Origin of the sequence: Microbacterium luticellae (genome assembly GCF_050408645.1) — a bacterium.
Taxonomy (GTDB): Bacteria; Actinomycetota; Actinomycetes; order Actinomycetales; family Microbacteriaceae; genus Microbacterium.
In genome coordinates this window covers 129,976-155,666 of sequence record NZ_JBNTKE010000003.1, presented here as the reverse complement: position 1 = coordinate 155,666, position 25,691 = coordinate 129,976, and the positions used below count along the sequence as shown (strand labels likewise).

Sequence of the window (25,691 nt, the reverse complement as noted above, 5' to 3'; positions counted from 1 at the left end):
CGGCGCAGGTAGCTGGCACAGTCGGTGCCGGTGTCGGTGTGCCGTTCTAAGCTGGTGTTATGAGCATTCCACAGATCGAACTTCTTGACGGACACCGTATTCCGCAGTTGGGATACGGGGTATTCAAAGTGCCCGCCGACGACGCCGAGCGTGCCGTGAGCGAAGCGCTCGAGATCGGGTACCGCCACATTGACACCGCTGCTATTTATGGCAACGAAGAGGGTGTGGGTAAGGCGATTGCGGCGAGCGGTATTGCCCGCGACGAGCTGTATGTCACCACCAAGCTTTGGAACGATCGGCACGATGGCGACGAGCCGGATGCTGCGATTGCCGAGAGTCTCGAACGGTTAGGCCTCGACTTTGTTGACCTGTATTTGGTGCATTGGCCTACCCCTGCACGTGACAACTATGTGCATGCGTGGCAGAAGCTCGTGGGTATTCGTGAGCGTGCCCTGACACGCTCGATTGGGGTGTCGAACTTTCTGGTGCCGCACCTGGAGCGCATTGTTGCCGAGACCGGTGTGACGCCGGTGGTCAACCAGATCGAACTCCACCCCGCCTACCAGCAGCGTGATGTTGTGCAGTGGTGCACACAGCACGGTGTGCACATTGAGGCATGGGGTCCGCTGGGGCAGGGTAAATACGACCTCTTTGGCACACCGGCTGTTGCCCAGGCCGCCGAGGCTGTCGACCGCACCGCGGCACAGGTCGTGCTGCGCTGGCACCTGCAAAAGGGAAACATTATTTTCCCGAAGTCGGTGCGGGCCGAGCGACTGCGCGAAAACATTGCCGTGTTTGACTTTGAACTCACCGACGACCAGGTGGCCGCCATCGACGCCCTCGACCCGGGTGACGGCTCGGGCCGCGTCAGCGCCCACCCCGAAGAAATGAACTAACAACACATGAGCAACCGGCTCGCCGCGACACTGAGCCCCTACCTGCAGGCCCACGCCGACAACCCTGTCGACTGGTGGCCGTGGGGGAGCGAAGCTTTTCATGAGGCTGAGCGTCGCGGCGTGCCGTTGTTTATCTCCATCGGCTACTCCACCTGCCACTGGTGCCACGTGATGGCACGCGAATCATTTGCCGATCCCGAGACCGCCGCGCATATCAACGCCAACTTTGTTGCCATCAAAATCGACCGCGAAGAGCACCCCGAAGTCGACGCCGCCTATATGGCCGCAGCCAGCGCCTTCACCTCGCACCTCGGCTGGCCACTGACCATCTTCGCTACACCTCAGGGGCAAACGTTCTACGCCGGCACCTATTTTCCACCCGCCGCACGACCACCCCTCCCCGCCTTCCGCGATGTGCTCACAGCCGTGGTTGAAGCGTGGCGCGACCGTCACGACGAAGTGCAGCACTCAGCCGGTGCTGTGGCCGATGCGCTGAGGCAGGCTGCTGTGCTTCCGGATGCCACCGACTGGGGCACACAACACCTTGTCGATGCCGCGCGCACCATCGCCGCGCGCGAAGACCACCTGTACGGCGGGTTTGGCGGGGCCCCCAAGTTTCCCGTCGCGACCACGCTGGCATACCTGTGCACAACGCTTATTCGTGAACACAGTCCGCAGGCCGCAGCCAGCGCACGCCGGGCGCTGGCGGCCATGGCTGCCAGCGAACTACGAGACCCCGAAGACGGCGGATTTTTTCGCTACGCCACACAGCGCGACTGGACAGTGCCGCACTACGAGCGGATGCTCAACGACAACGCCCAACTGCTCGAAATAGCAACCGTTCAGGGCGACGCAGAAACAGCCGAGGGCATCGCCCACTTTCTGGGCACTGTACTGCAGCAGCCGGGCGGCGGGTTTGGTGCCGCGCAAGACTCAGAGTCGTGGATCGACGGCGAGCGCCGCGAAGGCGAATATTATCGCCGCCGCGGCGCAGAGCGGCACGGTCTTGCAGCACCGGCCGTTGACGCCAAAGTACTCACCGCCTGGAATGCGCTGGCCATACGAGCATTAGCCGAGGCGGGTGTTCGGTTGCACCGCCCTGGATGGATCACGAGTGCTCGCCGCGCAGCCGAGGCCGTGCTGCGCGATAATCGTGACAGCAACGGTAACCTCGTGCGCTCATCGCTCGATGGTCGCTCTGCCACAGCCGCCGCCACGCTCGCCGACTATGCGCTTCTTGCCGACGCCCTACTGACGCTCGCTGTTGCCAGCGGCGACGCCGTGTACGCCCAGCAGGGGCTCGAACTGTTAGGCCAGGCCGAACAGCATGCAGAATCCACTACCGTGCACGACCCGGTACTCACCGAGCACGGCATAAGCCCCTCACCCGACCACAGCGACGGCGACCTCCCCTCGGGCCCCTCGGCCCTCGCACAGGCATACGTGCGTGCCTGGCAATACGGCGCCGGTGAGCACTACCGCCAGCGGGCAGAAAGCATAGTCGCCCGCCATATTGGCCCCGCACTGCACCAACCCTTCGCTCACGGCGCGATGCTGAGCGCTGCCGCAGCGCTTGCTACAGCACCCCGCCAGGTTGTTGTCATCACCCATCAACCGGCCGCACCACTGGCTCAGGCCGCTCGCACACTGCACGCCGAGGTGATCGCGGTTGTCACGGCAGAACAGGCTTCGGCATTGGCGCACAGTGGGTTCGAGCTCTTTGCCGACAAAACGCAGCCCGCAGCTTACGACTGCAGCAACTTTGTGTGCTCGCTACCCACAACAGACCCACACGATCTGCGCGACGAGTAACAAACAGCGCACCGAACGAACGGCTAGATCCAGCCGGGCAACCAGTTGTGAAGGAGCCAAAACTTATACGGCACCGTCATTCCCGTCCATACCGGGTAATAAAACAGCGAGACCAGCACGATAATCACCACAATGGTGACAACGGTGGCTCGGCCAGCCTGACGGCGGGCGGGAGTGGCATCCGGAGCATGCGCGATCATATGCAGCACGAGTGTGAGAGCAATAACGATAAACGGCAGCATGGCCACGGTATAGAACTGGAAAATTGTGCGGTCGGGCACCAACAGCCACGGCACATACGTGACCGCGATACCCACCAGCGGCACCGATAGCGTCCACGACGCAGGCTTCTTCTCGAACCAGCCGAGTACCACCCGATACATCAGATACAGCACGGCCGCCACACCCAAATACCAGGTGACGGGGTTCGGTATGGTCGAAATCACGGCAATGCAGTGGTCAGAACCCCAGCATTCGGTGTCTTGCTGACCACCCACCCATACAGCGGTCGGGCGCAGCAGCAACGGCCACTCCCACGCGGGGCTCGCATAGGAATGCCCGGCAGAAAGGCTGATGTGAAAGTTGTAAATCGACCGGTGGTAGTTCCACAGCGCGATCAGCGGGTTGGTAGAACTATCCCGATCGTAGCCGCCTCGGGTGAGCAGCCAACCACTCCACGACACCACATATGTCACAACAGCCGCCGGAACCAACAGCAGAAACGTGACCGGTCCCTGGCGGAACGCGGCATCGGCAGGCCACTGCACAACCCCGGCGCGCCGCCGAGCCAGCGCATCGGTCACCACCAGGTAGATACCTATTCCGGCCAGGGCATATGCTCCCGACCACTTCACGGCCGTCGCAGCACCGAGGGCAACACCGGCCGCAATAATCCATGGCCGCCGCGCCACAATGGTGCCCCACACGGGCGGTTGCTCGTGGCGCGGATGCTCGCCATTTTGACGTCTGTCGTACAGCACAAAAAGAAAAGCGAGCACGATAAAGAACGTCACAATGGTGTCGAGCAGAGCAATACGGCTCATCACGATGCCCAGGCCATCCACAGCCAGTAGCAGGCCCGCCACCGTGGCAAAAGCGACCGATTGGGTGAGCTCGCGTGTAATGAAATACACCAGCAGCACCGTTGCTGCACCCAGAATGGCGGTCGCTAAACGCCAGCCGACGCTCGAGCCCGGCCCTAGCAGGGCCATCCCCAGCGCGATCAGCCACTTGCCCAGCGGCGGGTGCACCACAAACGAGCCATCGGTACCGAGCGCCGAAGTATCGCCCTGCGCAAAAAGCTCGTTCGCGTTTTCGCCCCATTTGCCCTCATAACCCCACTGCCACAGCGACCAGGCGTCTTTGACGTAATACGTTTCGTCAAAGGCGAGGGTTGCCGGATGCCCCACATTCCACAGCCGTGCGGCGGCGGCCAGCATGGTCACCAGGGCGGGCAGAAGCCAGGGTAAAGACAGTCGCAGTCGGGCAGAAGTCACCCGATAAGCCTACGTTTGATTGCGCGGCTGGTTTTGGATACTCCACAAGCAGCGCCTCTATGCTGAGCGAGTGATCATTCTGGCTGCCACCCCCATCGGCAATCTCGGCGATGCTTCGACGCGGCTGCGCGAAGTACTCGAAAACGCGACGACGATCGCGGCAGAAGACACCCGCACCACCCAGCGCCTGCTCGGTGCCTTGTCGATCACTAACCGGCCACAGCTCGTTGCCCTGCATGACCACAACGAGAAGCAGCGGGCGGGTGAATTAGCAGCGCGCGCCGAGCACGAAGACATCGTGGTGCTCAGCGACGCGGGAATGCCCACGGTGAGCGACCCCGGCTATGCGCTTGTTACCGCCGCTGTGCAGCTAGGCGTTACCGTCACGGCTATTCCTGGCCCGAGCGCCGTGATTACTGCACTGGCGGTCTCGGGCCTTGCTACCGACCGGTTTAGTTTTGACGGTTTCGTGCCCCGTAAAGCGGGGGACCGCGCCAGCATGCTCAAGCAGTTGGCGATAGAGCAGCGCACGATGGTGTTCTTTGAATCACCGGCTCGTCTCGCGCAAACCCTGGCCGATATGGCCGCCGTCTTTGGTGCCGACCGGCAGTCTGCTGTGTGTCGTGAACTGACCAAACTGTATGAAGAGGTGCGCAGGGGCAGCCTCGACGAACTCGCGGCCTGGGCGGCAGAGGGGGTGCGCGGCGAAATCGTGATTGTTGTTGCGGGTGCACCGGCCGCTGCCGTGTCGATAGAGACAGCACTCGTGCGGGTGCAGCAGTTAGTGGCCGAGGGCACACGTCTGAAGACCGCGTGTGCCGACGTTGCGGCAGCCACAGGGTTGTCGTCGCGCGACCTGTACCAGGCTGTGCTTGCGGGTCGTTCATGACGCCTGCGGTGTAGCCATTCGTCACCTGGTCGGCAGGTGCTGTGTATCCGGCCTAGAATCGAATTCATGCCCGCAGGCGAATCGTTTTATATCACCACGCCGATTTACTATCCCAGCGACGTGCCGCACATCGGCCACGGCTACACGACCGTCGCTGTCGACACCCTTGCCCGCTGGCACCGCCAGAGCGGCGATGACACCTGGATGCTCACGGGTACCGATGAGCACGGCCAGAAAATGCTGCGCGCGGCCGCAGCCAATAACGTCACACCCCAAGAATGGGTCGACCGGCTCGTGGGCGAAGCATGGTTCCCCCTGCTCGACACCCTCGATGTCGCTAACGACGATTTCATCCGCACCACGCAGCAGCGTCACGAAGAGCGCGTGCAGCAGTTTGTGCAGGCGATCTATGACCACGGTCATATTTACGCGGGTGAATACGAAGCGCTCTACTGTGTGGGCTGCGAAGAGTTCAAACCCGATAGCGAAATCGTCGACGGTACGGGGCCCTTTGAGGGGCTGAAGGTGTGTCTTATCCACTCCAAGCCGCTCGAACTACTGCAAGAAAAGAACTACTTCTTTAAGCTCAGCGAGTTCCAAGACCGCCTCCTGGAGCTGTACCGCGAGCAGCCCGACTTCGTGCGGCCCGAATCTGCCCGCAACGAAGTTGTTTCTTTTGTGCGCCAGGGCCTAAAAGACCTCTCTATTTCTCGTTCGGCGTTCGACTGGGGCATTAAGGTGCCGTGGGATGACTCGCACGTGATCTATGTGTGGGTCGACGCCCTGCTCAACTACGTCACCGCCGTCGGCTACGGCACCGACCCCGAAGAGTTCGCGCGTCGCTGGCCAGCACACCACGTTGTCGGTAAAGACATTCTGCGTTTTCACGCCGTCATTTGGCCGGCCATGCTCATGGCCGCCGGTGTCGACGTGCCCAAGAGCGTTTTTGCGCACGGCTGGCTGCTGGTGGGCGGCGAAAAGATGTCGAAGTCGAAGCTCACCGGTATCGCACCGAGCGAGATCATCGACGTCTTCGGCTCAGACGCCTACCGTTTCTACTTCTTGTCGGCGATTTCATTCGGGCACGACGGCTCATTCTCGTGGGAAGATCTTGCCTCGCGGTACCAGGCAGAACTCGCCAACGGCTTCGGCAACCTCGCCTCACGCACAACGGCGATGATCCAGAAATACTTCGACGGGGTTGTTCCTGCCGCCGGTGAATACACCGACGCCGATCTGACGATTCAGTCTCATGTGGCAGCGGCCGGAAAACAGGCCGATGCCGCTATGGAGCAGTTCCGCATCGACGATGCCATCGAAGCGATCTGGGTGATCGTCGACGACCTCAACGGCTACATCACCGAAAACGAACCGTGGGCACTGGCGCGCGAAGAATCACAGCGCGAACGCCTCGCAACGGTGCTGTACACGTGTGCGGAGAGCTTGCGTGCGCTGAGCGTTTTGCTGTCGCCGGTTATGCCGAAGGCAACAACCACGCTGTGGACAGCTTTGGGTGCAGAAGACGCACTCGGGGCCCTCACAGCACAGCCCATTCGTGATGCCGGTCGCTGGGGTCAACTGCCAGTGGGAACAAAGGTGCACACGCTCGCTCCGCTGTTCCCCCGCGTAGAGTCGACCGCCTAAGTTCGTCATGGACCAGCAGCCCGCCACGTATATTCGCCAGCGGTCACACGACGGCAGAAAAGATATACGCTACCCGGCCGCCCCCGAACCCCTCGCGGTCGGGGTCTACGACAATCACGCCCACCTAGAAATTCTTGACGGCGAAGAACCGTTGAGCCTGCACGACCATTTAGAGCGCGCAGAACGGGTGGGCGTGATGGGCGTCGTACAGGCATCCGGAGACATCGAATCGTCGCGCTGGGCGGTCGCAGCTGCCGAGAGCGACCCGAGAGTGTTGGCGGCTGTGGCCATTCATCCCAACGACGCCCCTGTCTATGCGGCACAAAACCGTCTCGACGAGGCCATCGCGGTGATTGATGAGCTGGCCGCGCACCCGCGCACTCGGGCCATCGGTGAGACAGGGCTCGACTATTTTCGTACCGGACCCGAAGGCCACGCTGTGCAGCACGAGTCTTTTGAAGCGCATATTGCGCTGACAAAAAAGCACGGCCTGGCCATGCAGATTCATGACCGCGATGCGCACGACGACGTCTTAGCGACACTGCGCCGCGTAGGAGCCCCCGATCGCACCGTGTTCCACTGTTTCTCGGGCGACGAAGCCATGGCAAAAGAGTGCGCCGATGCGGGCTATTACGTGTCGTTTGCCGGCAATGTGACGTTTAAAAATGCGCAAAATTTGCGTGATGCGCTTGCTGTTACCCCGCACGATCGGATGCTGGTAGAAACCGACGCGCCGTTTCTTACTCCCGTGCCTCTGCGCGGCCGCCCCAATGCTTCGTATCTGGTTCCGATCACGGTGCGGTTTATGGCCGCTGAACTGGGTGTTGACGTTGACGAACTGTGTGCGCAGCTGGCGGCAAACACCGAAACCGTATACGGCAGCTTCCGCGACCGCACCGCTTAGAATGGTGCAGTGATTTCACTTCTGGGTGCCGCAGATATTCGTCGGTTGGCCGCCGAACTTGATGTGACACCGACGAAGAAACTCGGCCAGAACTTTGTGGTAGACGCCAATACGGTGCGCAAAATTGTGCATGCCGCGTCGGTTACTGCCCGTGAGACGGTGCTTGAGGTGGGTCCCGGGCTCGGCTCGCTCACGCTGGCGATTCTCGAGACGGGTGCGCGCGTGACCGCGGTAGAAATTGATCACCGGCTTGCGCAGCGCCTGCCACAGACAGCACACGAACGGGGCGTACCTGAGGGTGCGCTCGAGGTTGTTCGTGCCGACGCCCTGCAGGTGCACGAGCTCGCGGGTGACCCGACCGTGCTGGTCGCCAACCTGCCCTATAACGTCTCGGTGCCGGTGCTCTTGCACCTGCTCGAAACTTTTCCGCAGTTGCAGCGGGGTGTGGTGATGGTGCAGGCCGAAGTCGCCGAGCGTTTAGCGGCACCACCCGGGTCGAAGGTGTACGGCGCGCCGAGCGTGAAAGCTGCCTGGTATGGCCCGTGGAAACTGGCTGGAACCGTCTCGCGACACGTCTTTTGGCCCGTTCCCAATGTCGACAGTCTGCTCGTGGGCTTTCAGCGCGATGCCGAACCCCGCGGATCAGAAGAACTACGTCGCCGCACTTTCGCGATCGTCGATGCAGCTTTCGGACAGCGCCGCAAAATGCTTCGCCAGGCGCTCTCGGGCATTTATGGTGGTTCGGCGGCGGCGTCGGCCGTGCTCGAAAAAGCTGGCGTCGACCCCACGTCACGCGGCGAAGCACTGTCGGTCGATGACTATCAGCGGATTGCCGGGGTTTCGTAGCATCCGGATCTGCCGTTATCGGCGCAGCCCGGGTAGCCTGGCATCGTGAGCCAACCGCGTTTTGGCACGAATGTGCCCGAGATCCATCGTCCTTTTGTGGCCGCCGCCGACCGCTACCAGCGGTGGGAATATCGGCAGGTCGGAACCTCTGGTTTGTATCTGCCGCCCATATCGTTGGGATTGTGGTGGAACTTTGGTGACAACTTTCCTATCGACAACCAGCGCGCACTGCTGCGCCGCGCGTTCGACCTGGGTATTACCCACTTCGACCTGGCGAACAATTACGGTCCGCCGTATGGCTCGGCCGAAAAGAACTTCGGTCGCATTTTTAGCGAAGACTTGAAGCCTTACCGCGACGAACTGATTATTTCGTCGAAGGCCGGATGGGACATGTGGCCGGGCCCCTACGGCGACTTCGCCAGCCGCAAATACATTCTCGCCAGTGCCGAGCAGTCGCTGCGCAGCATGCAGCTCGATTACGTTGACATCTTCTACTCGCACCGCGTCGACCCCGTGACCCCTATCGAAGAGACGATCGGCGCTCTCGACACCCTTGTTCGCCAGGGTAAGGCCCTGTATGTGGGCATTTCTTCATACAGTGCCGAGCGCACGCAGGCCGCTGTTGACGTGGCCCGCGATCTGGGTACTCCGCTGGTTATTCACCAGCCGGCATATTCGATTCTCAACCGCTGGGTAGAAGACGGCCTCACCGATACGCTGCGTTCGACCGGCCTCGGCGCGATTGCGTTTACCCCGCTGGCTCAGGGGCTCCTCACCGACCGTTACCTGGGTGATGGCACCGCCGAGCGCGCGCAGAAGCGTGGTTCGCTGAATGATGCCCCGCTGCCCGAAAAGGCGCTCGAGGCGCTGCGTGGTCTGGGTGAAGTTGCTCGCGAACGTGAGCAGAGCCTGGCCCAAATGGCCCTGCAGTGGGTGCTGCGCGATGGCGTGGTGGCCTCGGCACTGATTGGTGCTTCGCGGGTTGAGCAGCTGGAAGAAAACGCTGCCGCCGTGGATGGCCCCGAGTTTAGTAGCGACCAGTTGGCGCGCATCGACGAGCTCTCGGGTGCGCTCGATGTCAATCTGTGGGCAAAGTCGTCGGACCTGTGAGCGACGACTCGCGTTCGGGTGCAGGCTCCGCTGTGGCGGGGTCTGCACCCTCTCGCAGCGTGCATGTGCGTGCGCCAGGCAAGATCAACATTTTTTTAGCCGCGGGTGCCGTGCAAGATGACGGTTATCATCCGCTGGCCACGATCTTTCAGGCCGTGTCGCTGTATGAAGATGTTTATGCCACGCCCAGCGACACTATTACGGTGTCGGTGCGGGGTGTGCAGCCCGAGCAGGTGCCGTTGGATGAACGCAATCTTGCGGTAAAAGCCGCGCAGCTCTTAGCTCGAGAAACCGGATGCACCCAGGGTGTGCATCTGCAAATCATTAAGCGTGTTCCTGTCGCTGGTGGTATGGGTGGCGGTTCGGCTGATGCGGCTGCCGCGCTGGTCGCATGCGATGAGCTGTGGGGTACGGGTTTGGGAATTGCCGGGCTGCATCCGTTGGCTGCGCAGCTGGGTTCCGACGTGCCCTTTGCTCTTGTGGGCGGTACTGCGATGGGTACAGGGCGCGGTGACCGGCTGACGCCCGTTTTGGCGCGCGGCACCTATGAGTGGGTGCTTGTACATGGTGAAGAAGGGCTGTCGGCGCCGCATATTTACGCTCGTTTCGATGAGGCGATGGCCGAACAGCGGGTAACGGCCGATGAGCCTGATTCACCGTTAGAGGTGCCCCGCGATGTGCTACAGGCACTTGCTTCGGGTGATGTCGCGGCACTGGCCGAGCATATGTATAACGACCTGGAGTCGCCCGCTATTGCCGAACAGCCCGCGCTGGCGCAAACGATCGCTGACGGCTGTGATGAGGGGGCACTGGCCGGAATCGTGTCGGGCTCGGGCCCGACCGTGGCACTGCTGTGCCGTGATCGTGCCGACGCCGACCGTGTGGCCCGCACGCTGAGTGATGCAGGTCGTCAGGTGATGCGTGCACACGGACCGGTTGCTGGTGCTCAGGTGATCGAAGCGTAGCCACCGCTACGCTGGATGGCGATGGCACATCTTTTGGGGGCCGAAGGGCTTCATCTTGAGTTTCCTACCCGCATCGTTTTTGACTCGGTCACGCTCGGCGTAGAAGAAGGCGACCGCATCGGAATTGTTGGCCGCAACGGCGACGGCAAGTCGAGTCTGCTGGCTATGCTTGCGGGTCGTTTAGAGCCGGATGCTGGAAGGGTGACGGTGCGCGGTGGCACCCGCATCGGCGTGCTCGACCAAGCCGACACTCTCGACGACTCGGTCACGGTTGCGCAGGCTGTTGTGGGTGACGCGCTGGAGCATGAGTGGGCGGGGGATGCCCGCATCCGGGATGTTATTGATGGTTTGCTGGCCGATGTGCCGTGGCAGGCGCAGGTGGGCTCGTTATCGGGTGGTCAGCGGCGTCGCGTGAGCCTTGCGCAGTTGTTGGCGGGGGAGTGGGATGTGCTCATGCTCGATGAGCCCACCAACCATCTCGATGTTGAGGCGATTGCGTGGCTGGCGCAGCACGTGAAGCAGCGGTGGGGCCGCAAACAGGGTGCGCTGTTGACGGTGACGCACGACCGCTGGTTTCTTGACGAGGTAGCTACGGCAACGTGGGAGGTCCACGACCGCATTGTTGAGCCTTTTGAGGGCGGCTATGCGGCCTATGTGTTGCAGCGGGTGGAACGCGACCGCATGGCGGCGGCGAGCGAAGCGAAACGTCAAAACTTGGCGCGTAAAGAACTCGCATGGCTGCGGCGGGGCGCTCCGGCGCGCACCGCGAAACCGAAGTTTCGTATCGAAGCCGCGAACGCTCTTATCGCTGACGTGCCCGAGATTCGCGACAGTATCGGGCTGCAGTCATTGGCTGTTGCCCGGCTGGGTAAAGACGTTGTGGACCTGCTTGATGTGGGCGTGCAGTTTGGTGACCGCGAAGTTTTGCGCGATGTGGAGTGGCGAATCGCGCCGGGGGAACGCACCGGCATTCTGGGTGTTAACGGTGCCGGAAAATCAACACTGCTGGGGCTTATTTCGGGTGATGTAGAAGCCACCAGTGGCCGTGTGAAGCAGGGCAAGACGGTGCGGGTGCGTACTCTGACGCAGCGTCTCGATGACCTCACTGAGGTGTGGAATGACCCGGTGCGGGTCGTCATTAGCCGACTGCGCACCTCGTACACGATCGGTTCAGGGTCAAAGGCGCAAGAGCTCACGCCCGGGCAGCTACTGGAACGGATGGGTTTCACTTCGGCTCAGTTGTCGACGCCGGTGAAAGATCTTTCTGGTGGTCAGCAGCGCCGACTGCAACTGCTGCTGGTGCTTCTTGACCAGCCGAACGTGCTCATTCTTGACGAACCCACGAACGACATGGATACCGATATGCTCGCGGCTATCGAAGACCTGCTCGATTCGTGGCCGGGCACTCTCATTGTTGTTTCGCACGACCGTTATTTTCTTGAGCGCGTGACCGATAAACAGTACGCCATTCTTGACGGCCGGTTGCGGCACCTGCCGGGCGGTATTGATGAATATTTGCGGTTGCGTTCCGTGCAACAGTCGGCGGGTTCTGCCACGCCCGCACCGGATGCTGCTGCCCAGCCGGCAACCGCTGGTTTGTCTGGTGCGCAGTTGCGCGCCGTCGAAAAAGAGATCGCCGCTGTCGAACGCAAAATCGAACGCATCACGGGCGACATAGCGAAGGCTCGTGTAGGGCTCGCCACGCTCGATCAGAGCGATTACCAGCTGTTGAACGTTGAGATGGCAAAGATCACCGCCCTCGAAGACGACGTTGCCGTTCTCGAAGAGCAGTGGCTCGAGCTTTCTGCCCAGCTCGACTAGGGCGACGGCCTCGGCGAAGTGTTCTGACCATTGAGCGCGAACCTTTGCAACCAAAATCCCAGGCGTCAAGGGGGTAGTGCTTCGGTAGGGGGCAGGCGTATCGTCAGTTGCATGGTGTTGACCTCTGCAGGGTTGTGGCCCTGCAGACACCCAACAGAAAGGAAGACGCCATGAGTGCAGAAGACAAGATTAAGGCTGCTGCAGACAAGGTCACCGGTAAGGCGAAAGAAACCGCCGGTAAGGCTACGGATGATGAAAAACTGCAGGCCGAAGGTAAAGCCGATCAGGCGAAGGGCCACCTGCGGGATGCGGCCGAGAACGTCAAAGACGCGTTTAAGGACTAACAGAAACTAAGTTCGTCACCCGCACGTGTACCGAAAAATCGGGAAAGGATCATTATGGGTTTCTTAGCTTTTCTTCTCCTTGGCCTTATTGCAGGAGCCATCGCAAAAGCCATTCTTCCCGGCAAACAGGCCGGAGGATGGATAGCCACGTTGCTGCTCGGAGTAGTGGGCGCAATGCTGGGCGGTTGGCTCGGCGGCATGATCTTTGGTGTTGATCTGCAGGGCTTCTTCTCCATCTCAACCTGGCTGCTAGCTATTGGTGGCTCGCTGATTGTGCTACTCATCTACGGTCTTATTACGGGCCGCAGCCGTCAGGCATAAATCGTCGTAAACAGTGTGTCCGCCATCGGTGTTCCGGTGGCGGACACAGCTGTGCATTGCGCTGTGTGACACGCGATTTTATGAGTTGAAAGAGATCCGCGTATCTTGGCTGAGTCCCCACGAGAGGAAACAGCACCACCATGTCACGCCGCACCACAAAACTTATTGCCGCCCTCGCGGCTATTCCCCTGGCGCTCAGCCTTGCCGCCTGCGCCGGCCAGAGTGAAACACCCGCAGCAGCACCCACAGAAGACAACGCTGCCACCGAACACGTTCGTATCGGAGTCGTCGGCAAAGGCGACCCGCAGTGGCCCGCATTTGTTGAGGCCGCAGCGGCCGAGGGCATTGAAGTCGAACTGGTCGACTTCGGTTCGTACGAGCAGCCCAACCCGGCCCTGACCGAGGGTGAGCTCGACCTCAACCAGTTTCAGCACATCGTTTACCTTGCCGGCTACAACGTAGCCTCGGGCAAAGACCTGCAGCCCATCGGGTCGACCGCGATCTACCCGCTCGGCCTGTACTCCACCAAGTACGACGACGTCGACAGCATCGGTGACGGCGAGAGTGTTGCTGTTCCCGACGATGCCTCTAACCAGGCACGTGCCCTGCTCGTACTGCAGTCGGCCGGTCTCATCACGCTGAAGAGCGGCGGTTCTATTTTCTCTGACCTCGCCGATGTCGACACTGCCAAGTCGAAGGTGAAAGTTATCGCGCTCGAAGCAGCACTCCTGCCCACCTCGCTGCCGGATGTCGCTGCAGCCATCATCAACAACGACTTTGTGACCGACGCGGGTCTTACCTTTGACGACGCGATCGCTCAAGATGATCCCAGCGACCCGAACGCCCTGCCGTACGTGAACATTTTTGCGTCACGTGCCGACGACGTCGACAACCCGCTCTACCTGAAGCTGGTCGAGATCTTCCAGACCGACGAAAAGGTGCAAGAAGGCCTCGCAGAGTCGTCGGGATACACCGGCGTTGCCCTCCAGGTTCCGGCCGAAGACCTCGTTGCATCCCTGCAGAAGGTCGAAGCCGACACCAAGGCACAAAAAGGCTAAGACGCCGAGCAACAAAAATGCGAGAGAATCGGGCGATGCGCATGCATCGCCCGATTCCTCGTGAATGCACACCTGCATCCGGATGCCTGGAGAACCAATGGCCATTGTGAGCCTCACTGATGTGGCAAAAACGTACCCGGCGCGCGACCGCCATGCACCCGACGTGACGGCCGTCGACGACGTTACTCTCACCGTCGACCCCGGCGATATTTTTGGCATCATCGGATACTCCGGTGCCGGTAAATCGACTCTCGTACGCCTCATCAACGCATTGGAACCCGCTACCTCCGGTTCCATCGTGGTCGACGGCACCGATATCACCACACTCTCCGAGACCCAGCTGCGTCGCGTGCGCAGCGGGATCGGCATGATCTTTCAACAGTTCAACCTGTTCTCATCAAAAACTGTCGCAGCCAACGTGGCCTATCCGCTCAAACTCGCCGGATGGCCGAAAGCCGAAATTCAGGAGCGCGTCGCCGAACTCTTAGCATTCGTCGGGCTTGCTGATCGTGCGCGCGCCTACCCCGAACAGCTGTCGGGCGGGCAAAAACAGCGGGTCGGTATCGCGCGGGCCCTCGCCACACGCCCCGCCATTCTTCTCGCCGATGAGGCAACCAGTGCCCTTGACCCACAAACAACCCACGAAGTGCTCGCACTACTCAAACGAGTAAACGAAGAGCAGGGCGTGACCATTATTCTCATCACGCACGAGATGGACGTCATTCAAACGATCGCCACCAAAGTGGCCGTGATGGAAAACGGGCAAGTGATCGAACAGGGAGACGTGTTCGAAGTTTTTTCACGACCACAAAACCCCGCCTCGCAGCGCTTCGTCTCGACTGTTATCAAAGGCATCCCGACACCCACCGAAATCGCGTCACTGCGTGAGCGTCATGAGGGCCGACTCGTCACCTTCTCGTTCCGCGACGGCGATTCATCACAGGCACAAGTGCTGCTCGACCTCGCCGAAGCAGGCCTCGGCTTCGAAGTCGTTTACGGCGGTATTAATGACATTCGGGGTCGGGCATTTGGCCACCTCACGCTGGCAATTCGCGGTACGGATGCCGTGATCGACCAGACCCTCGACGTCATTCGCACCCGCACCGAAGTGACTGAGCTGCCGACCGAAGGAGGGCAGGCATGACCCGCCTTAACGAGCTATGGCCCGAATTCTGGAACGCAGCCATCGAGACGCTCTACATGGCCGGGTTCGCCCTACTCATGGGCGGGATACTCGGGCTACTCATCGGCGTTATTCTGTATGTTTCCCGACCGAGCGGGCTCATGGCCAACCGTGCTGTCGCCGGTGTCGCCAACTTTATCGTCAACTTTTTTCGGCCCATACCGTTCGTCATCTTTATTGCTGTCGCCCAACCCCTCGCCCGCCTCGTGGTGGGCATTGGCATCGGCACAACCGCCGGCGCATTCATGATTGGTCTCGCAGCCGCCTTCGCCATCGGCCGCATCGTTGAACAGCACCTCGTTGCGGTCAGCCCCGGAGTCATCGAAGCAGCCCGATCGATGGGAGCTGGACCCTGGCGAATCCTCTGCACGGTAGCGATTCCCGAAGCACTCGGCGGGCTCATCCTCGGCTACACATTTATCGTTGTCGCCATCATTGACATGACGGCCATGGCCGGACTACTCGGTGGCGGCGGGCTCGGGGCCTTCGCCCAAATTTATGGCTTCCGCCAGTTTGAACCCGTCGTCATGTGGGCCGCTATCGTGCTCATCGTCATCTTTGTACAGGCCGTGCAGTGGCTCGGCGACCGCTTCGCTCGCCACATTATGAGACGCTAAACCCCCGGCACGCGAATACCGATACTCCTAGTCATCAATCTCGATGACCTTACCGGTGCGGGCATCGATCGTTACCTCGTAGTCGTCATTGCCGTCGTCAATATCAAACTCAAAAACAGGGCCCGAGCGCTCGCCCTCCAGCGACCACTCCTCAACCTCGCCCGGCTGCGCGGCAAGAGCGGCATCGAGCGCATCCTGCAAAGAAATCAACTCGCTCACAGTGATCGCCTTGGCCAGCTTCTTCGCCGCATCATCGCTACTCAGACTGTCGGTTTCTTCACGAACAATCTCACCCGTTGTGGCGTCAATAACGGCCTCATACTCGGTCTCGTTATTGACCAGTTCGACCGTGTAGGCATAACGGTCGCGACTCCAATCCAACTCCACCTCGGTCAGCTCGCCGTCAAAAGCAGCACGTGCCGTCTCGACCGCCTGCTCCCACGACACTGCAAAATTCGTTGTGGCAAGGTCAGCGCCGCGCTGCGGAGCATCGCCGGGTGCGTCATCGCCGCTCTCACCACCTTCCGAAGCATCCGGCTGTGCCGTCATCGTCGGCAATGCCGGGTCAGGCGTCGAGTCACCCGGTGACGCAGGTCCGCCGGTGCATCCCGACAGCGGAACCGCGAGAGCGACAACTGCGGCCAGAGACAAAAATAGGGGAGTACGTTGCGAAGACATCTAGCCAGGCTACGAAATTCGCCTGAGTATGCAATCAGGTTGACAAAGTGGCATCCGGTGCTTCTGCCAGCACGCGCCGACTCGTAAACGTGCGATCTTCGCCCGACAGCGGGTCAACAAAACGGAGCTGCTTGGCGAGCAGTTGCAGCGGCCGCGAAAAATCATCCGGGCCATCGGGCAGCAGCACAGGGTAAAAACCATCATTGCGAATGCCCGCCCCGAGAGCAGCCAACTGCACACGCAACTGGTGCATGCGGCCCGTATGCGGCAAGAGCCGCGTGTGCAGCGCCTCGGCAGTAAAACCCAGCAGTTCGATACGCGTTTCAGAGTTAGGTTCTGCCGTCTCATCAACCTGCACACACACACTGCCGGGCTGCTTCACAATGTGATTGCGATAGGTCAACGGAAACGGCATACCGCCCAGCAGTGGGGCATCCGGATGCCACTCGGCAGGCAAACTCGACACCGCCTCATACACCTTCGTTACCCGCCGATTTTCAAACAGCAGCTGGTATGCACCGCGAGTCTCGCGGCGTGCAGAAAACATCAGCACCCCGGCCGTCGCACGATCAAGCCGGTGAATGGGAGTGAGATCATCGTTGCCTAGTGCTCGCCGCAACCGCACCAGCGCAGAATTTTGCAGATATTTGCCACCCGGTGTGGTCGGCAAAAAATGGGGTTTATCGGCCACAACAAGATCATCGTCGGCATACAGCACATCGATCTCGAAAGGGATCTCGTTTTCTACCGGCGGCTCACGGTAATACCAAACGAACTCGTGCGCACCGAGCGGCGTATCGCGGTGCAGCACCACCGCACCGATACCCACAATCTCGCCGCGATCAAACCGCGCCAGCAAACGCTCGGGATCAAGATGGCCGAAACGCTCCACCATATAGTCGGCCACCGTCACCCACGGACCCTCACGCGGAATACGCAGCCGGGTAGCACCCACGCCATCGCGCACAGGAAGAGGGGAAAGCATCGCCATCGTGATCAGTGCCCGCTATTCACCAAACGTGAGACTCAACGTGCGCAAAAGCCCCGCCAAACGGTCACGATCAGCATCCGGAAGCCCCTCCAGCAAATCAGACTCCACATCCACCAGCCGAGTAATCGCGGCATCCACCCGCGTCTTACCATCTTCAGTCAGAGTCACCAGCACGCTACGGCCATCTTGAGGGTCAGCCTCGCGCCGCACAAAACGGCGACCCACCAGGCGATCAATACGATTCGTCATCGTGCCACTCGACACCATCGTCTGCTGCAAAAGCTGCTTGGGGGAGAGCTGAAAAGGGTCACCGGCGCGACGCAGCGCCGACAAAACATCCCACTCCCACGACTCAAGATCACTGCGGTGAAAAACATCTCGACGCGCCCGGTCAAGATGGCGCGAGAGACGGTCGACGCGAGAAAGAACCTCCAGCGGAGAAAAATCAAGATCAGGGCGCTGAGTTCGCCACGCGCCGACGATACGATCCACTTCGTCGGTAGCAGTCACTTCACCATTATCGCCCGGTTCGGCACAGAGCACCCATCAAGGCATGGCAGACTATAGGGGTGGCCCCTTTCGTGCGAGAGGGAGCAACGGTCCGCCGTGGTGTAATGGCAGCACGACAGCCTTTGGAGCTGTGAAGTCTAGGTTCGAATCCTGGCGGCGGAGCATGACAGGGAAAAGCCTTGCAATCGTCGTCCTTGCAGCAGGCCAAGGCACGCGAATGAAATCACGGCTACCCAAAGTCTTGCATCCCATCGGTGGTCGCCCGCTCGTCGGCCACGTGCTTCGCACCGCACAAAACCTGGGTGCTGAACACATCGAAGTGGTTGTGCGGCACGAACGCGACACCGTCGTAGCGGCGCTCACACACGAGCATCCGGAAGCCATCATTGTCGACCAAGACGACATTCCTGGCACAGGCCGGGCCGTGCAGGTTGCTATCGAAGCATTACCGGCCGACTTCGACGGCGACGTGCTGGTGCTTTCGGGCGATGTTCCCCTGCTCGAAGCGCAAACTCTGCAGCGCCTCATCGACGAACACCGGCGTGCACAGGCCGCCGCCACCATCTTGTCGGCCAAACTCAACGACCCCACCGGGTACGGCCGCATTATTCGTGATGCATCCGGCGGCGTGGCACGCATTGTTGAACAGAAAGATGCCTCGGCAGAAGAAGCCGCAGTCAACGAGATCAACGCCGGAGTCTACGTGTTCCGGGCGGCGCAGTTGCGTCACCACCTCGCACGGGTCGACCAAAACAACGCGCAGGGCGAGGTGTATCTCACCAGCGTTATCGAACTTCTGCGTCGGGCGAACGAACCCGTCGCCGCCGAGGTTGCCGACGACGAAGTAGCAGCGTTCGGTGTTAACGACCGCGTGCAACTGGCCGAAGCCGGCCGCATTTTGAACCAGCGCATCGTGCAGCGGTGGCAGCGCGAAGGTGTGACCGTGGTCGACCCCGCCACCACCTGGATCGACGACACGGCAGTGCTGGCTCCGGATGCCACTATTTTGCCCAACACTCAAATTTTGCGTGCGAGCGTGGTCGGCCCCGGCGCAACCATCGGCCCCGACACGACGCTTGTTGACTGCGAAGTCGGCGAAGACGCCACCGTACGCCGCACCGACGCGAACCTTGCTGTTATTGGTGCGCGTGCCACGGTGGGCCCCTTCACCTATCTGCGGCCGGGCACCATTCTCGGGGCCGATGGAAAAATTGGTGCCTACGTCGAAACAAAGAACGCCGAGATCGGTGAGGGTTCGAAGGTGCCGCACCTGTCATACGTCGGTGATGCAACCATTGGCAAGAACGTCAACCTGGGTGCCGGAACCATTACTGCGAACTATGACGACGTGCACAAGCACCGCACGAGCGTGGGCGATGAGGCCCACACGGGCTCGCATACGGTGCTGGTTGCGCCCGTTAGTATCGGTGATGGAGCAAAGACCGGAGCGGGTGCGGTCATCCGAAAGGATGTCCCCGCAGGCGCCCTGGCACTAAGCGTTTCCCCCCAGCGAAACATCGATGGGTGGGTCGAAAAGAACAGGGCAGGCACGGGTGCTGCGCAAGCGGCCTCTCGTGCACGATCGGCGGAATAGGCGGACCGATGGGGCGCAAAAAACACACGGTAGAACTTGATCGCGACAATGGGGTAGCCCCCAGTCTGGTCAAGAAAACCAAGAAGCGACTGGTGGTGACAGGCGGTCGTTCGCACCCCGAACTCACCTCGGCTGTTGCAGCAGCGCTCGGCACTGTTGTTGCACCAACAGAGCACCGCACTTTTGCTTCGGGCGAGATCTACTCGCGCTTCGAAGTATCGATTCGCGGATGCGACCTATTTATCGTGCAATCGTTCGGTGAACCGGTCAATGAGTGGCTCATGGAGACACTCATCATGCTCGACGCCGCTAAGCGTGCCTCTGCCAAACGCATCACCGTCGTTGCCCCGTATTACCCGTATTCGCGGCAAGACAAAAAGGGTCGCGGACGCGAACCCATTAGCGCACGGCTTGTGGCCGACCTGCTGAAAGTTGCCGGTGCCGATCGCATCATGAGTGTTGACCTGCACGCAGCCCAGGTGCAGGGTTTCTTCGACGGACCCGTCGACCACCTCTTCGCTAAACCCGTATTGCTCGAACACTTCGAAAACACGCTCACGCCGGAAGACCGCGAAACACTCACGGTTGTCTCACCCGATATGGGTCGTGTACGTGTTGCCGACACGTGGTCCGACAGCCTAGGCGCGCCCCTGGCCATTATTCACAAGCGTCGCGACCCGAAGGTTGCCAACGAAGTGACCGTGCACGAGATCGTTGGGGCCGTCGATGGCCGTACCTGCCTGCTGGTCGACGACATGATCGACACCGGCGGCACGATCGTGAAGGCAGCACGCGCGCTGAAAGCCAATGGGGCACGCAAAGTGATTGTTGCGGCAACCCATGCCATTTTTAGTGACCCGGCCTGTCGACGCCTGCAAGACGAAGCGATCGACGAGGTTGTTGTCACCGACACGGTGCCCCTCGATGCGGAACGCTGCTTCCCGGGCCTCACCGTGCTGTCGATTGCGCCGCTCCTGGCTCGCGCTATCGGTCAGGTGTTTGAAGACGGCTCGGTCACGAGCATGTTTGGTGGCGACGCTTAAGTACGCAGCGTTTATCGCAGCGGTAGACGCACCGTAAACATCGTCTTGCCCGGGGCACTTTCGACCTCGATTGTTCCTCCATGCCCCGTTACAATGGCCTGCGAAATCGCGAGGCCTAGCCCCGTGCCGCCCGTGTGACGTGCGCGCGAACGGTCGGCACGCGCAAAACGAGAAAACAGGGTGTCACGCACCTCAGGCGCAATACCGGGGCCGTTATCGGTCACGCGCAAAAATGCGTGAGGTGAGGCGTGTTCGTCGGCTGCGGGTTCTGTGCCCACTTCGACGACGATGGTTGTTCCCGCGGGCGTATGCGTGCGGGCGTTGGCGACAAGGTTGGTGACAACCTGGGCGAGGCGCGCGCTGTCGCCGGTAACCTCAACCGGTTCGCTCGGTACTTCCAGGCGCCATTCGTGGTCGGTGCCGGTGGGGCGCGCGTCGTCGACGGCTTCCACCGCGAGGCGGCACAGGTCGACAGGAGACTCAGCGAGCTCGCGGCCCTCATCGAGACGGGCAAGCAGCAGCAGGTCTTCGACGAGGCCGGTCATGCGCAGCGATTGGGCTTGGATGCGCTCGAGCGACATCCGCGTGTTATCGCTGAGGTCGGTGGAACGCAAAGAGAGTTCTGAGTAGCCCCGGATCGATGTGAGGGGTGTGCGGAGCTCGTGGCTGGCGTCGGCGATGAATTGCCGCATGCGTTCTTCATTGCGCTGGCGGGCAGCCAGCGAAGAGTCAACGTGATCAAGTAGTACGTTCAGCGCCGCACCCACAAGCCCCGTTTCTGTCGACGGGTCGGCCTCCGACTCGGGAACCCGCTCGGTGATCGTGACATCACCCCGGTCAAGAGGTTGCGACGACACTCGGGTGGCGGTGGCCGCAACGGCTCGAAGAGGGCGCAGCGCCACCTGAATGGTGATGGCGGTGGTGAGCGCAAGCATGAGCAGGCCGCCGACCGTAGCCAGCGCAATGATGGTGAACAGTTCGGTCATGGTGCGTTGAATATCGCGACGCGGCAGTCCCACCACAATGGTTGTGCCGTCGGCATGGGCTGCTTCAATGCGATACGAACCGTGCCCGGGGATGGTCATCGAAATAACCTGTTCGCGCAGCAGGGCCTCAGAGACCGACTGTAACTGTGCGTTACTGAGGCTAAGAATTTCTCCGGTGCCGCCGCCGGCGTCTTTGACGATCGCCCCTGTTGCCGGTGTTTCGCCATCGGCGACGATGAGTAGCAGCCCGGGGTTGACGTCTTTGCCGTCGAGAATCGCTTCGGCCGGAGCGCCAAGAGGGCTCGCCAGCGTCCACTGCAGGGTTATGCGCAGAGAAGCGGCCAGTCGGTCGTCGAGTTGGCGCTCCATTGCACCGCCCAAAAACAGGCTGATGACAATCGAAACAAACACCAGAATGAGCGAGACAAAACCGATGACCGCGGCCATCAGCCTCGTCTGTAAACGCAGTGGCCGTTTGCCGGCAGGAGCGGTCATCAACCCCAGTCGGGTCACTGAGGAGCCTTGATCATGTATCCCACGCCACGAACCGTGTGAATGAGAGGTGTGCGGTCGGCGTCAATTTTTTTACGCAGATACGAGATATACAGTTCGACAACGCTTGATTTTCCGCCGAACTCATAGCTCCATACGCGGTCGAGAATCTGGGTTTTCGAAAGCACCCGCCGTTCGTTGCGCATAAGAAAACGCAAGAGCTCAAACTCTGTAGCAGTGAGTTCAATCTCGGTGTCGCCGCGAAAAACTTCGTGACTGTCTTCGTTCAGCCGCAGATCACCAACGTGCAAAATCGATTCGCCGATGTCGTCATTGCCGCGCCCCGAGCGCCGAATAACCGCACGTAGCCGCGCAACCACCTCTTCGAGACTGAATGGCTTGGTCACATAGTCGTCGCCACCGGCGGTGAGTCCGGCAATGCGGTCAGAGACAGCATCTTTGGCGGTGAGAAAGAGGACGGGCACAAGGTTGTCTGATTCACGGAGGCGACTGAGCACGGCCATGCCATCGAGGTCGGGCATCATAATGTCGAGCACGAGTGCATCGGGTGAAAACTCTTTTGCCACCTGCAGCGCTTCATAGCCCGACGAGGCCGTACGTACCTCCCAGCCCTCCATACGCAGCGCCATGCTCAGCAGATCGGTGAGCATGGGCTCGTCATCGACGGCAAGAATTCGTAAGGGCGAGCCGTCGGGGCGGCGCAGATCGGGGCGGTCAGCATCGGTCATGCTTTCTATTCTCACTGCGATGCTGTGTGTTTCCTATGTTTTTTCGGATGCTGTTGTTGCTGCCGTTATTTCTTTCTGGCTGAGTTCTATCAACCGCTGCGCTGCCTGTGCCGCGTCGTCGGCCGCGCCGACAGCGATCGCTGCTGCGAGGTGTTCGTGCAGCGTGACGGCCTGGTCGGTGATCTCATGCATACCGCGGCGCTGATCACTGCCGCGTAACGACAGGGCGGCCGCGATCGTGCCCGCCAACTGCTGGATGAGCGGGTTGGCTGTGGCGGTGAGAAGCATCCGGTGAAAAGTGGCGTCGGCGGTATAAAACGCTACGGGATCGTCACTCTGAAAAGCACGACGCATGGTGGCGGCGGCATCGGTGAGGGCTGTGCGCTCGTGGTCATCGGCGTGCTGGGCAGCAAGGGCCGCAGCAACATGGTCAAGTCCGAGCCGCAACTGCAAGAGCTCGTGGAGTTGACGAACCGGATCGGGCCCCAGCGCGCGCCATCGCACAACGAGCGGGTGTAAAAGGTCCCAGCTGTTGTGGCCGAGCACCCGGGTGCCGACCTGCTGGCGGGCCTGAACCAGGCCGAGCGAGGCGAGGGTGCGCAGCGCCTCGCGCACAACACTGCGCGAGACACCTAGCTGGCTGCACAGTTGCTGCGCGTTAATCACGGTGTCGGGAGCAAGATCGCCCGCCACAATTTTTTGGCCAACGGTGTCGACCACCTGGCTGTGCAAACTGGCACCCAGGTGGGCACTGCGTGCAGAAGAAGATAACTGGTTCATAGTGTTCATGAGTCATAATAGATGATAAATATTACTTATCGCACTGGTGGAGGAAGCCCGTTGACTACGATCACCCGCGTCGAAACCTTTCCCGTCGCACCACGGTGGCTATTCGTGCGCGTCGAAACCAGCGACGGCATTATCGGCTGGGGCGAAGCGTCGCTCGAAGGCTTCGCCGATGTGGTGCGCGCAGCAGTCGACCAGTTCGGCACCTATCTGCTCGGCAAAGACCCCGCCCGCATAGAAGACCACTGGCAGGTGCTCACCAAGGGCGGCTTTTATCGCGGGGGAGCAGTGCTCGCCAGCGCCGTGGCCGGTATTGACCAGGCGCTGTGGGACATCAAAGGTAAAAGCCTAGGCGTGCCGGTGTATGAACTCTTGGGTGGCCGGGTGCGCGACAGCATCCGGGCGTATGGCTGGGTGGGTGGCGATGACCCCGCCGAAGTCGCCGACCACATTGCCGCGCAAATCGAGGTGGGACTCACCGCAGTAAAAATGAATGCTTCGGGGCGGATGGGCCGTAACGGCAGCGTGGCCGAGCTCGACGGCGTTGTGCAGCGCGTGGCCAGCGCCCGCGAAGTACTCGGTCCGCACCGCGATGTGGCCGTCGACCTGCACGGGAGGTTTACCCTCGCCACCGCCCGACGCCTCGCGCCACTGCTCGAGCCGCTGCATCCGTTCTTCTTAGAAGAACCGGTCGTGCCCGAAAACTCGCACACCATCGAAAAGCTCGTCGACGCCACCACGATTCCTATCGCCACGGGTGAGCGGCTCTACAGCCGTCAAGAATTTTTGCCCGTGCTGCAACAGGGCATCGCCATCGCCCAGCCCGACCTCTCGCACGCGGGAGGAATCACTGAGGTGCGTCGCATTGCCGCGCTCGCCGAAACCTTTGACGCCGTGCTTGCGCCGCACTGCCCGCTCGGCCCCCTCGCGCTGGCCGCCTGCTTGCAGGTAGGGTTTGCAACCCCCAACTATCTGATTCAAGAACAGTCGATCGGTATTCACTACAACCGGGGCGCCGAAGTACTCGACTACGTGGTCGACACCGCACCGCTCGCATTTAGCGAGGGCAGCTTTACCGCACTCACCGCTCCCGGGCTCGGCATCACCATCGATGAGACCGCCGTACGCCAGGCTGCAGCCCGCTGGGAATCATGGCACAACCCCGTATGGCGACACGACGACGGCTCATTCGCCGAGTGGTAACAACACACACGAAAGGCGCAACGATGAATGCGATCACGAACAGCCAACTCAGTGAACAGTTGGCGCAAGAAAAAATCGTCGCCATTATTCGCGGCACCGATATCGACGCGACAGTGCAGACCGCACAAACGCTGATAGACAGCGGCATCCGGATGCTAGAAATTACCCTGACCCTCGATGGCGCACTCGAGGCCATCACACGGGTGAACGCCGCTGCCCCCTCGGGTGTTGTCGTGGGGGCGGGCACCGTGCTCACCGAGCACGACGCGGATGCAGCAATTGCGGCTGGAGCGCGTTTTATTGTGACCCCCACCCTGAGTGCATCCGTCGATCATGCACTGCGCCACGATATTGGTGTGCTGGCGGGGGTGTATACGCCCACCGAGATTCATCGGATGATGGATGCCGGTGCTGCCGCCGCCAAGCTTTTTCCGGCGGCTACGGTGGGGCCGGGTTTTGTTCGCGCCGTGCGTGACCCCCTACCGCAGGCGAGGATTGTTCCGGTCGGTGGCGTGAACGTTGACAGCGTGAGTGAATGGCTTGCTGCCGGTGCTTGGGCGTGTGGTGTTGGGGGACCGCTCGTCGCCGATGCCGCCCGCCCCGGTGGCGACCAGCAGGCGCTGCGCGAACGCGCGCGGGCCTTCGTGGATGCAGTGCGGGCCGAGCAGTCCGTGTAACCCGTGTAACCCCTGCGGGTGGCCGGTTAACAACGATCGGGGTGGGGCAGCCCGTCGGCCACCTCACCCCGATCGT

25 protein-coding genes and 1 tRNA gene are annotated in these 25,691 nt (G+C 61.0%); 19 read left to right on the top strand and 7 right to left on the bottom strand.

Translation table 11 applies throughout. The features are described 5' to 3' along the window. Positions 1 to 59 precede the first annotated feature (59 nt). Together ACQUSW_RS09385 and ACQUSW_RS09380 are read left to right on the top strand one after the other, a co-directional pair. Positions 60 to 896: an aldo/keto reductase gene (locus tag ACQUSW_RS09385; RefSeq protein ID WP_428932032.1), complete on the top strand. Its 837-nt coding sequence runs from the start codon at positions 60 to 62 to the stop codon at positions 894 to 896. Between the two features lie 6 nt (positions 897 to 902). After that, positions 903 to 2,708: a thioredoxin domain-containing protein gene (locus ACQUSW_RS09380; RefSeq protein ID WP_428932031.1), complete on the top strand. Its 1,806-nt coding sequence runs from the start codon at positions 903 to 905 to the stop codon at positions 2,706 to 2,708. 23 nt (positions 2,709 to 2,731) lie between these two features. Here the strand turns inward: ACQUSW_RS09380 and ACQUSW_RS09375 are convergent, their stop codons facing one another. After that, positions 2,732 to 4,204, bottom strand: a complete 1,473-nt coding sequence (locus ACQUSW_RS09375) for a dolichyl-phosphate-mannose--protein mannosyltransferase (protein ID WP_428932030.1) — start codon at positions 4,202 to 4,204, stop codon at positions 2,732 to 2,734. A 70-nt stretch (positions 4,205 to 4,274) separates the two neighbouring features. On the opposite strand from ACQUSW_RS09375, the gene rsmI reads away from it, so the two are divergent. From rsmI to ACQUSW_RS09315, 12 genes are all read left to right on the top strand, one after another. Next, positions 4,275 to 5,093 (top strand): 16S rRNA (cytidine(1402)-2'-O)-methyltransferase, encoded by an 819-nt coding sequence (gene rsmI, locus ACQUSW_RS09370; protein WP_428932029.1) that lies wholly within the window; start codon positions 4,275 to 4,277, stop codon positions 5,091 to 5,093. 66 nt (positions 5,094 to 5,159) lie between these two features. Beyond that, positions 5,160 to 6,737: a methionine--tRNA ligase gene (gene metG / locus ACQUSW_RS09365; protein WP_428932028.1), complete on the top strand. Its 1,578-nt coding sequence runs from the start codon at positions 5,160 to 5,162 to the stop codon at positions 6,735 to 6,737. A 7-nt stretch (positions 6,738 to 6,744) separates the two neighbouring features. Continuing rightward, a complete protein-coding gene (locus tag ACQUSW_RS09360; protein ID WP_428932027.1) occupies positions 6,745 to 7,641 on the top strand; it encodes a TatD family hydrolase in 897 nt (298 codons plus the stop codon). A gap of 9 nt (positions 7,642 to 7,650) precedes the next feature. After that, positions 7,651 to 8,487, top strand: coding sequence for a 16S rRNA (adenine(1518)-N(6)/adenine(1519)-N(6))-dimethyltransferase RsmA (gene rsmA, locus ACQUSW_RS09355; protein ID WP_428932026.1), 837 nt, complete (start codon positions 7,651 to 7,653; stop codon positions 8,485 to 8,487). Between the two features lie 42 nt (positions 8,488 to 8,529). After that, positions 8,530 to 9,597: an L-glyceraldehyde 3-phosphate reductase gene (mgrA, locus tag ACQUSW_RS09350; protein WP_428932266.1), complete on the top strand. Its 1,068-nt coding sequence runs from the start codon at positions 8,530 to 8,532 to the stop codon at positions 9,595 to 9,597. Beyond that, complete coding sequence (locus ACQUSW_RS09345) at positions 9,594 to 10,562, top strand: 4-(cytidine 5'-diphospho)-2-C-methyl-D-erythritol kinase (RefSeq protein ID WP_428932025.1); 969 nt, start codon at positions 9,594 to 9,596, stop codon at positions 10,560 to 10,562. Before mgrA ends, ACQUSW_RS09345 begins: the two co-directional genes overlap by 4 nt. 21 nt (positions 10,563 to 10,583) lie before the next feature. Next, positions 10,584 to 12,383: an ABC-F family ATP-binding cassette domain-containing protein gene (locus tag ACQUSW_RS09340; RefSeq protein ID WP_428932024.1), complete on the top strand. Its 1,800-nt coding sequence runs from the start codon at positions 10,584 to 10,586 to the stop codon at positions 12,381 to 12,383. Between the two features lie 170 nt (positions 12,384 to 12,553). Further along, complete coding sequence (locus ACQUSW_RS09335) at positions 12,554 to 12,727, top strand: CsbD family protein (protein ID WP_428932023.1); 174 nt, start codon at positions 12,554 to 12,556, stop codon at positions 12,725 to 12,727. A gap of 54 nt (positions 12,728 to 12,781) precedes the next feature. Then, positions 12,782 to 13,048 carry a GlsB/YeaQ/YmgE family stress response membrane protein gene (locus tag ACQUSW_RS09330; protein WP_428932022.1) on the top strand — a complete coding sequence of 89 codons (267 nt, stop codon included), beginning with the start codon at positions 12,782 to 12,784 and terminating at the stop codon, positions 13,046 to 13,048. A gap of 140 nt (positions 13,049 to 13,188) precedes the next feature. After that, positions 13,189 to 14,106 (top strand): MetQ/NlpA family ABC transporter substrate-binding protein, encoded by a 918-nt coding sequence (locus ACQUSW_RS09325; RefSeq protein ID WP_428932021.1) that lies wholly within the window; start codon positions 13,189 to 13,191, stop codon positions 14,104 to 14,106. Positions 14,107 to 14,203: 97 nt separating this feature from the next. After that, positions 14,204 to 15,250: a methionine ABC transporter ATP-binding protein gene (locus ACQUSW_RS09320; protein ID WP_428932020.1), complete on the top strand. Its 1,047-nt coding sequence runs from the start codon at positions 14,204 to 14,206 to the stop codon at positions 15,248 to 15,250. Further along, on the top strand, positions 15,247 to 15,906 hold the full coding sequence (locus tag ACQUSW_RS09315) for a methionine ABC transporter permease (protein WP_428932019.1): 660 nt from the start codon (positions 15,247 to 15,249) through the stop codon (positions 15,904 to 15,906). Before ACQUSW_RS09320 ends, ACQUSW_RS09315 begins: the two co-directional genes overlap by 4 nt. A 27-nt stretch (positions 15,907 to 15,933) precedes the next feature. Here the strand turns inward: ACQUSW_RS09315 and ACQUSW_RS09310 are convergent, their stop codons facing one another. Genes ACQUSW_RS09310 through ACQUSW_RS09300 form a run of 3 tightly spaced genes read right to left on the bottom strand, consistent with a single transcriptional unit; the run spans position 15,934 to position 18,085 of the window. Then, positions 15,934 to 16,584 carry a PepSY domain-containing protein gene (locus ACQUSW_RS09310; protein WP_428932018.1) on the bottom strand — a complete coding sequence of 217 codons (651 nt, stop codon included), beginning with the start codon at positions 16,582 to 16,584 and terminating at the stop codon, positions 15,934 to 15,936. Positions 16,585 to 16,618: 34 nt separating this feature from the next. Further along, positions 16,619 to 17,575: a pseudouridine synthase gene (locus ACQUSW_RS09305; protein WP_428932017.1), complete on the bottom strand. Its 957-nt coding sequence runs from the start codon at positions 17,573 to 17,575 to the stop codon at positions 16,619 to 16,621. Between the two features lie 15 nt (positions 17,576 to 17,590). Continuing rightward, the gene (locus ACQUSW_RS09300) at positions 17,591 to 18,085 is read right to left on the bottom strand and encodes a MarR family winged helix-turn-helix transcriptional regulator (protein WP_428932016.1); all 495 of its coding nucleotides are present in this window, start codon (positions 18,083 to 18,085) and stop codon (positions 17,591 to 17,593) included. Between the two features lie 90 nt (positions 18,086 to 18,175). Between ACQUSW_RS09300 and ACQUSW_RS09295 the strand changes: the two genes are divergently transcribed. From ACQUSW_RS09295 to ACQUSW_RS09285, 3 genes are all read left to right on the top strand, one after another. Further along, positions 18,176 to 18,247, top strand: a tRNA-Gln gene (locus tag ACQUSW_RS09295). A gap of 1 nt (position 18,248) precedes the next feature. After that, positions 18,249 to 19,679: a bifunctional UDP-N-acetylglucosamine diphosphorylase/glucosamine-1-phosphate N-acetyltransferase GlmU gene (gene glmU, locus ACQUSW_RS09290; protein WP_428932015.1), complete on the top strand. Its 1,431-nt coding sequence runs from the start codon at positions 18,249 to 18,251 to the stop codon at positions 19,677 to 19,679. An 8-nt stretch (positions 19,680 to 19,687) separates the two neighbouring features. After that, entirely contained in the window at positions 19,688 to 20,722 is a 1,035-nt protein-coding gene (locus ACQUSW_RS09285; protein WP_428932014.1) for a ribose-phosphate diphosphokinase, read from the top strand. A gap of 11 nt (positions 20,723 to 20,733) precedes the next feature. On the opposite strand, the gene ACQUSW_RS09280 is transcribed toward ACQUSW_RS09285, so the two are convergent. Genes ACQUSW_RS09280 through ACQUSW_RS09270 form a run of 3 tightly spaced genes read right to left on the bottom strand, consistent with a single transcriptional unit; the run spans position 20,734 to position 23,738 of the window. Next, complete coding sequence (locus ACQUSW_RS09280; RefSeq protein WP_428932013.1) at positions 20,734 to 22,203, bottom strand: sensor histidine kinase; 1,470 nt, start codon at positions 22,201 to 22,203, stop codon at positions 20,734 to 20,736. A gap of 14 nt (positions 22,204 to 22,217) precedes the next feature. Continuing rightward, positions 22,218 to 22,949, bottom strand: coding sequence for a response regulator transcription factor (locus tag ACQUSW_RS09275; RefSeq protein ID WP_428932012.1), 732 nt, complete (start codon positions 22,947 to 22,949; stop codon positions 22,218 to 22,220). A 33-nt stretch (positions 22,950 to 22,982) separates the two neighbouring features. Continuing rightward, entirely contained in the window at positions 22,983 to 23,738 is a 756-nt protein-coding gene (locus ACQUSW_RS09270) for a FadR/GntR family transcriptional regulator (RefSeq protein ID WP_428932011.1), read from the bottom strand. A gap of 51 nt (positions 23,739 to 23,789) precedes the next feature. On the opposite strand from ACQUSW_RS09270, the gene dgoD reads away from it, so the two are divergent. After that, positions 23,790 to 24,938 carry a galactonate dehydratase gene (gene dgoD / locus ACQUSW_RS09265; protein WP_428932010.1) on the top strand — a complete coding sequence of 383 codons (1,149 nt, stop codon included), beginning with the start codon at positions 23,790 to 23,792 and terminating at the stop codon, positions 24,936 to 24,938. 23 nt (positions 24,939 to 24,961) lie between these two features. Further along, a complete protein-coding gene (locus tag ACQUSW_RS09260) occupies positions 24,962 to 25,615 on the top strand; it encodes a bifunctional 4-hydroxy-2-oxoglutarate aldolase/2-dehydro-3-deoxy-phosphogluconate aldolase (protein ID WP_428932009.1) in 654 nt (217 codons plus the stop codon). Positions 25,616 to 25,691: the final 76 nt, after the last annotated feature.

Bases quoted from the DNA above. Each gene is read 5' to 3' on its own strand.
- ACQUSW_RS09340 (WP_428932024.1), top strand. From the start codon at position 10,584: ATGGCACATCTTTTGGGGGCCGAAGGGCTTCATCTTGAGTTTCCTACC.
- ACQUSW_RS09310 (WP_428932018.1), bottom strand. From the start codon at position 16,584: ATGTCTTCGCAACGTACTCCCCTATTTTTGTCTCTGGCCGCAGTTGTC.
- ACQUSW_RS09280 (WP_428932013.1), bottom strand. From the start codon at position 22,203: ATGACCGCTCCTGCCGGCAAACGGCCACTGCGTTTACAGACGAGGCTG.
- ACQUSW_RS09360 (WP_428932027.1), top strand. From the start codon at position 6,745: ATGGACCAGCAGCCCGCCACGTATATTCGCCAGCGGTCACACGACGGC.
- ACQUSW_RS09380 (WP_428932031.1), top strand. From the start codon at position 903: ATGAGCAACCGGCTCGCCGCGACACTGAGCCCCTACCTGCAGGCCCAC.
- ACQUSW_RS09260 (WP_428932009.1), top strand. From the start codon at position 24,962: ATGAATGCGATCACGAACAGCCAACTCAGTGAACAGTTGGCGCAAGAA.
- ACQUSW_RS09320 (WP_428932020.1), top strand. From the start codon at position 14,204: ATGGCCATTGTGAGCCTCACTGATGTGGCAAAAACGTACCCGGCGCGC.
- ACQUSW_RS09305 (WP_428932017.1), bottom strand. From the start codon at position 17,575: ATGGCGATGCTTTCCCCTCTTCCTGTGCGCGATGGCGTGGGTGCTACC.
- metG (WP_428932028.1), top strand. From the start codon at position 5,160: ATGCCCGCAGGCGAATCGTTTTATATCACCACGCCGATTTACTATCCC.
- ACQUSW_RS09275 (WP_428932012.1), bottom strand. From the start codon at position 22,949: ATGACCGATGCTGACCGCCCCGATCTGCGCCGCCCCGACGGCTCGCCC.
- ACQUSW_RS09270 (WP_428932011.1), bottom strand. From the start codon at position 23,738: ATGAACACTATGAACCAGTTATCTTCTTCTGCACGCAGTGCCCACCTG.
- ACQUSW_RS09335 (WP_428932023.1), top strand. From the start codon at position 12,554: ATGAGTGCAGAAGACAAGATTAAGGCTGCTGCAGACAAGGTCACCGGT.
- ACQUSW_RS09315 (WP_428932019.1), top strand. From the start codon at position 15,247: ATGACCCGCCTTAACGAGCTATGGCCCGAATTCTGGAACGCAGCCATC.
- glmU (WP_428932015.1), top strand. From the start codon at position 18,249: ATGACAGGGAAAAGCCTTGCAATCGTCGTCCTTGCAGCAGGCCAAGGC.
- ACQUSW_RS09385 (WP_428932032.1), top strand. From the start codon at position 60: ATGAGCATTCCACAGATCGAACTTCTTGACGGACACCGTATTCCGCAG.
- ACQUSW_RS09325 (WP_428932021.1), top strand. From the start codon at position 13,189: ATGTCACGCCGCACCACAAAACTTATTGCCGCCCTCGCGGCTATTCCC.
- ACQUSW_RS09330 (WP_428932022.1), top strand. From the start codon at position 12,782: ATGGGTTTCTTAGCTTTTCTTCTCCTTGGCCTTATTGCAGGAGCCATC.
- ACQUSW_RS09285 (WP_428932014.1), top strand. From the start codon at position 19,688: ATGGGGCGCAAAAAACACACGGTAGAACTTGATCGCGACAATGGGGTA.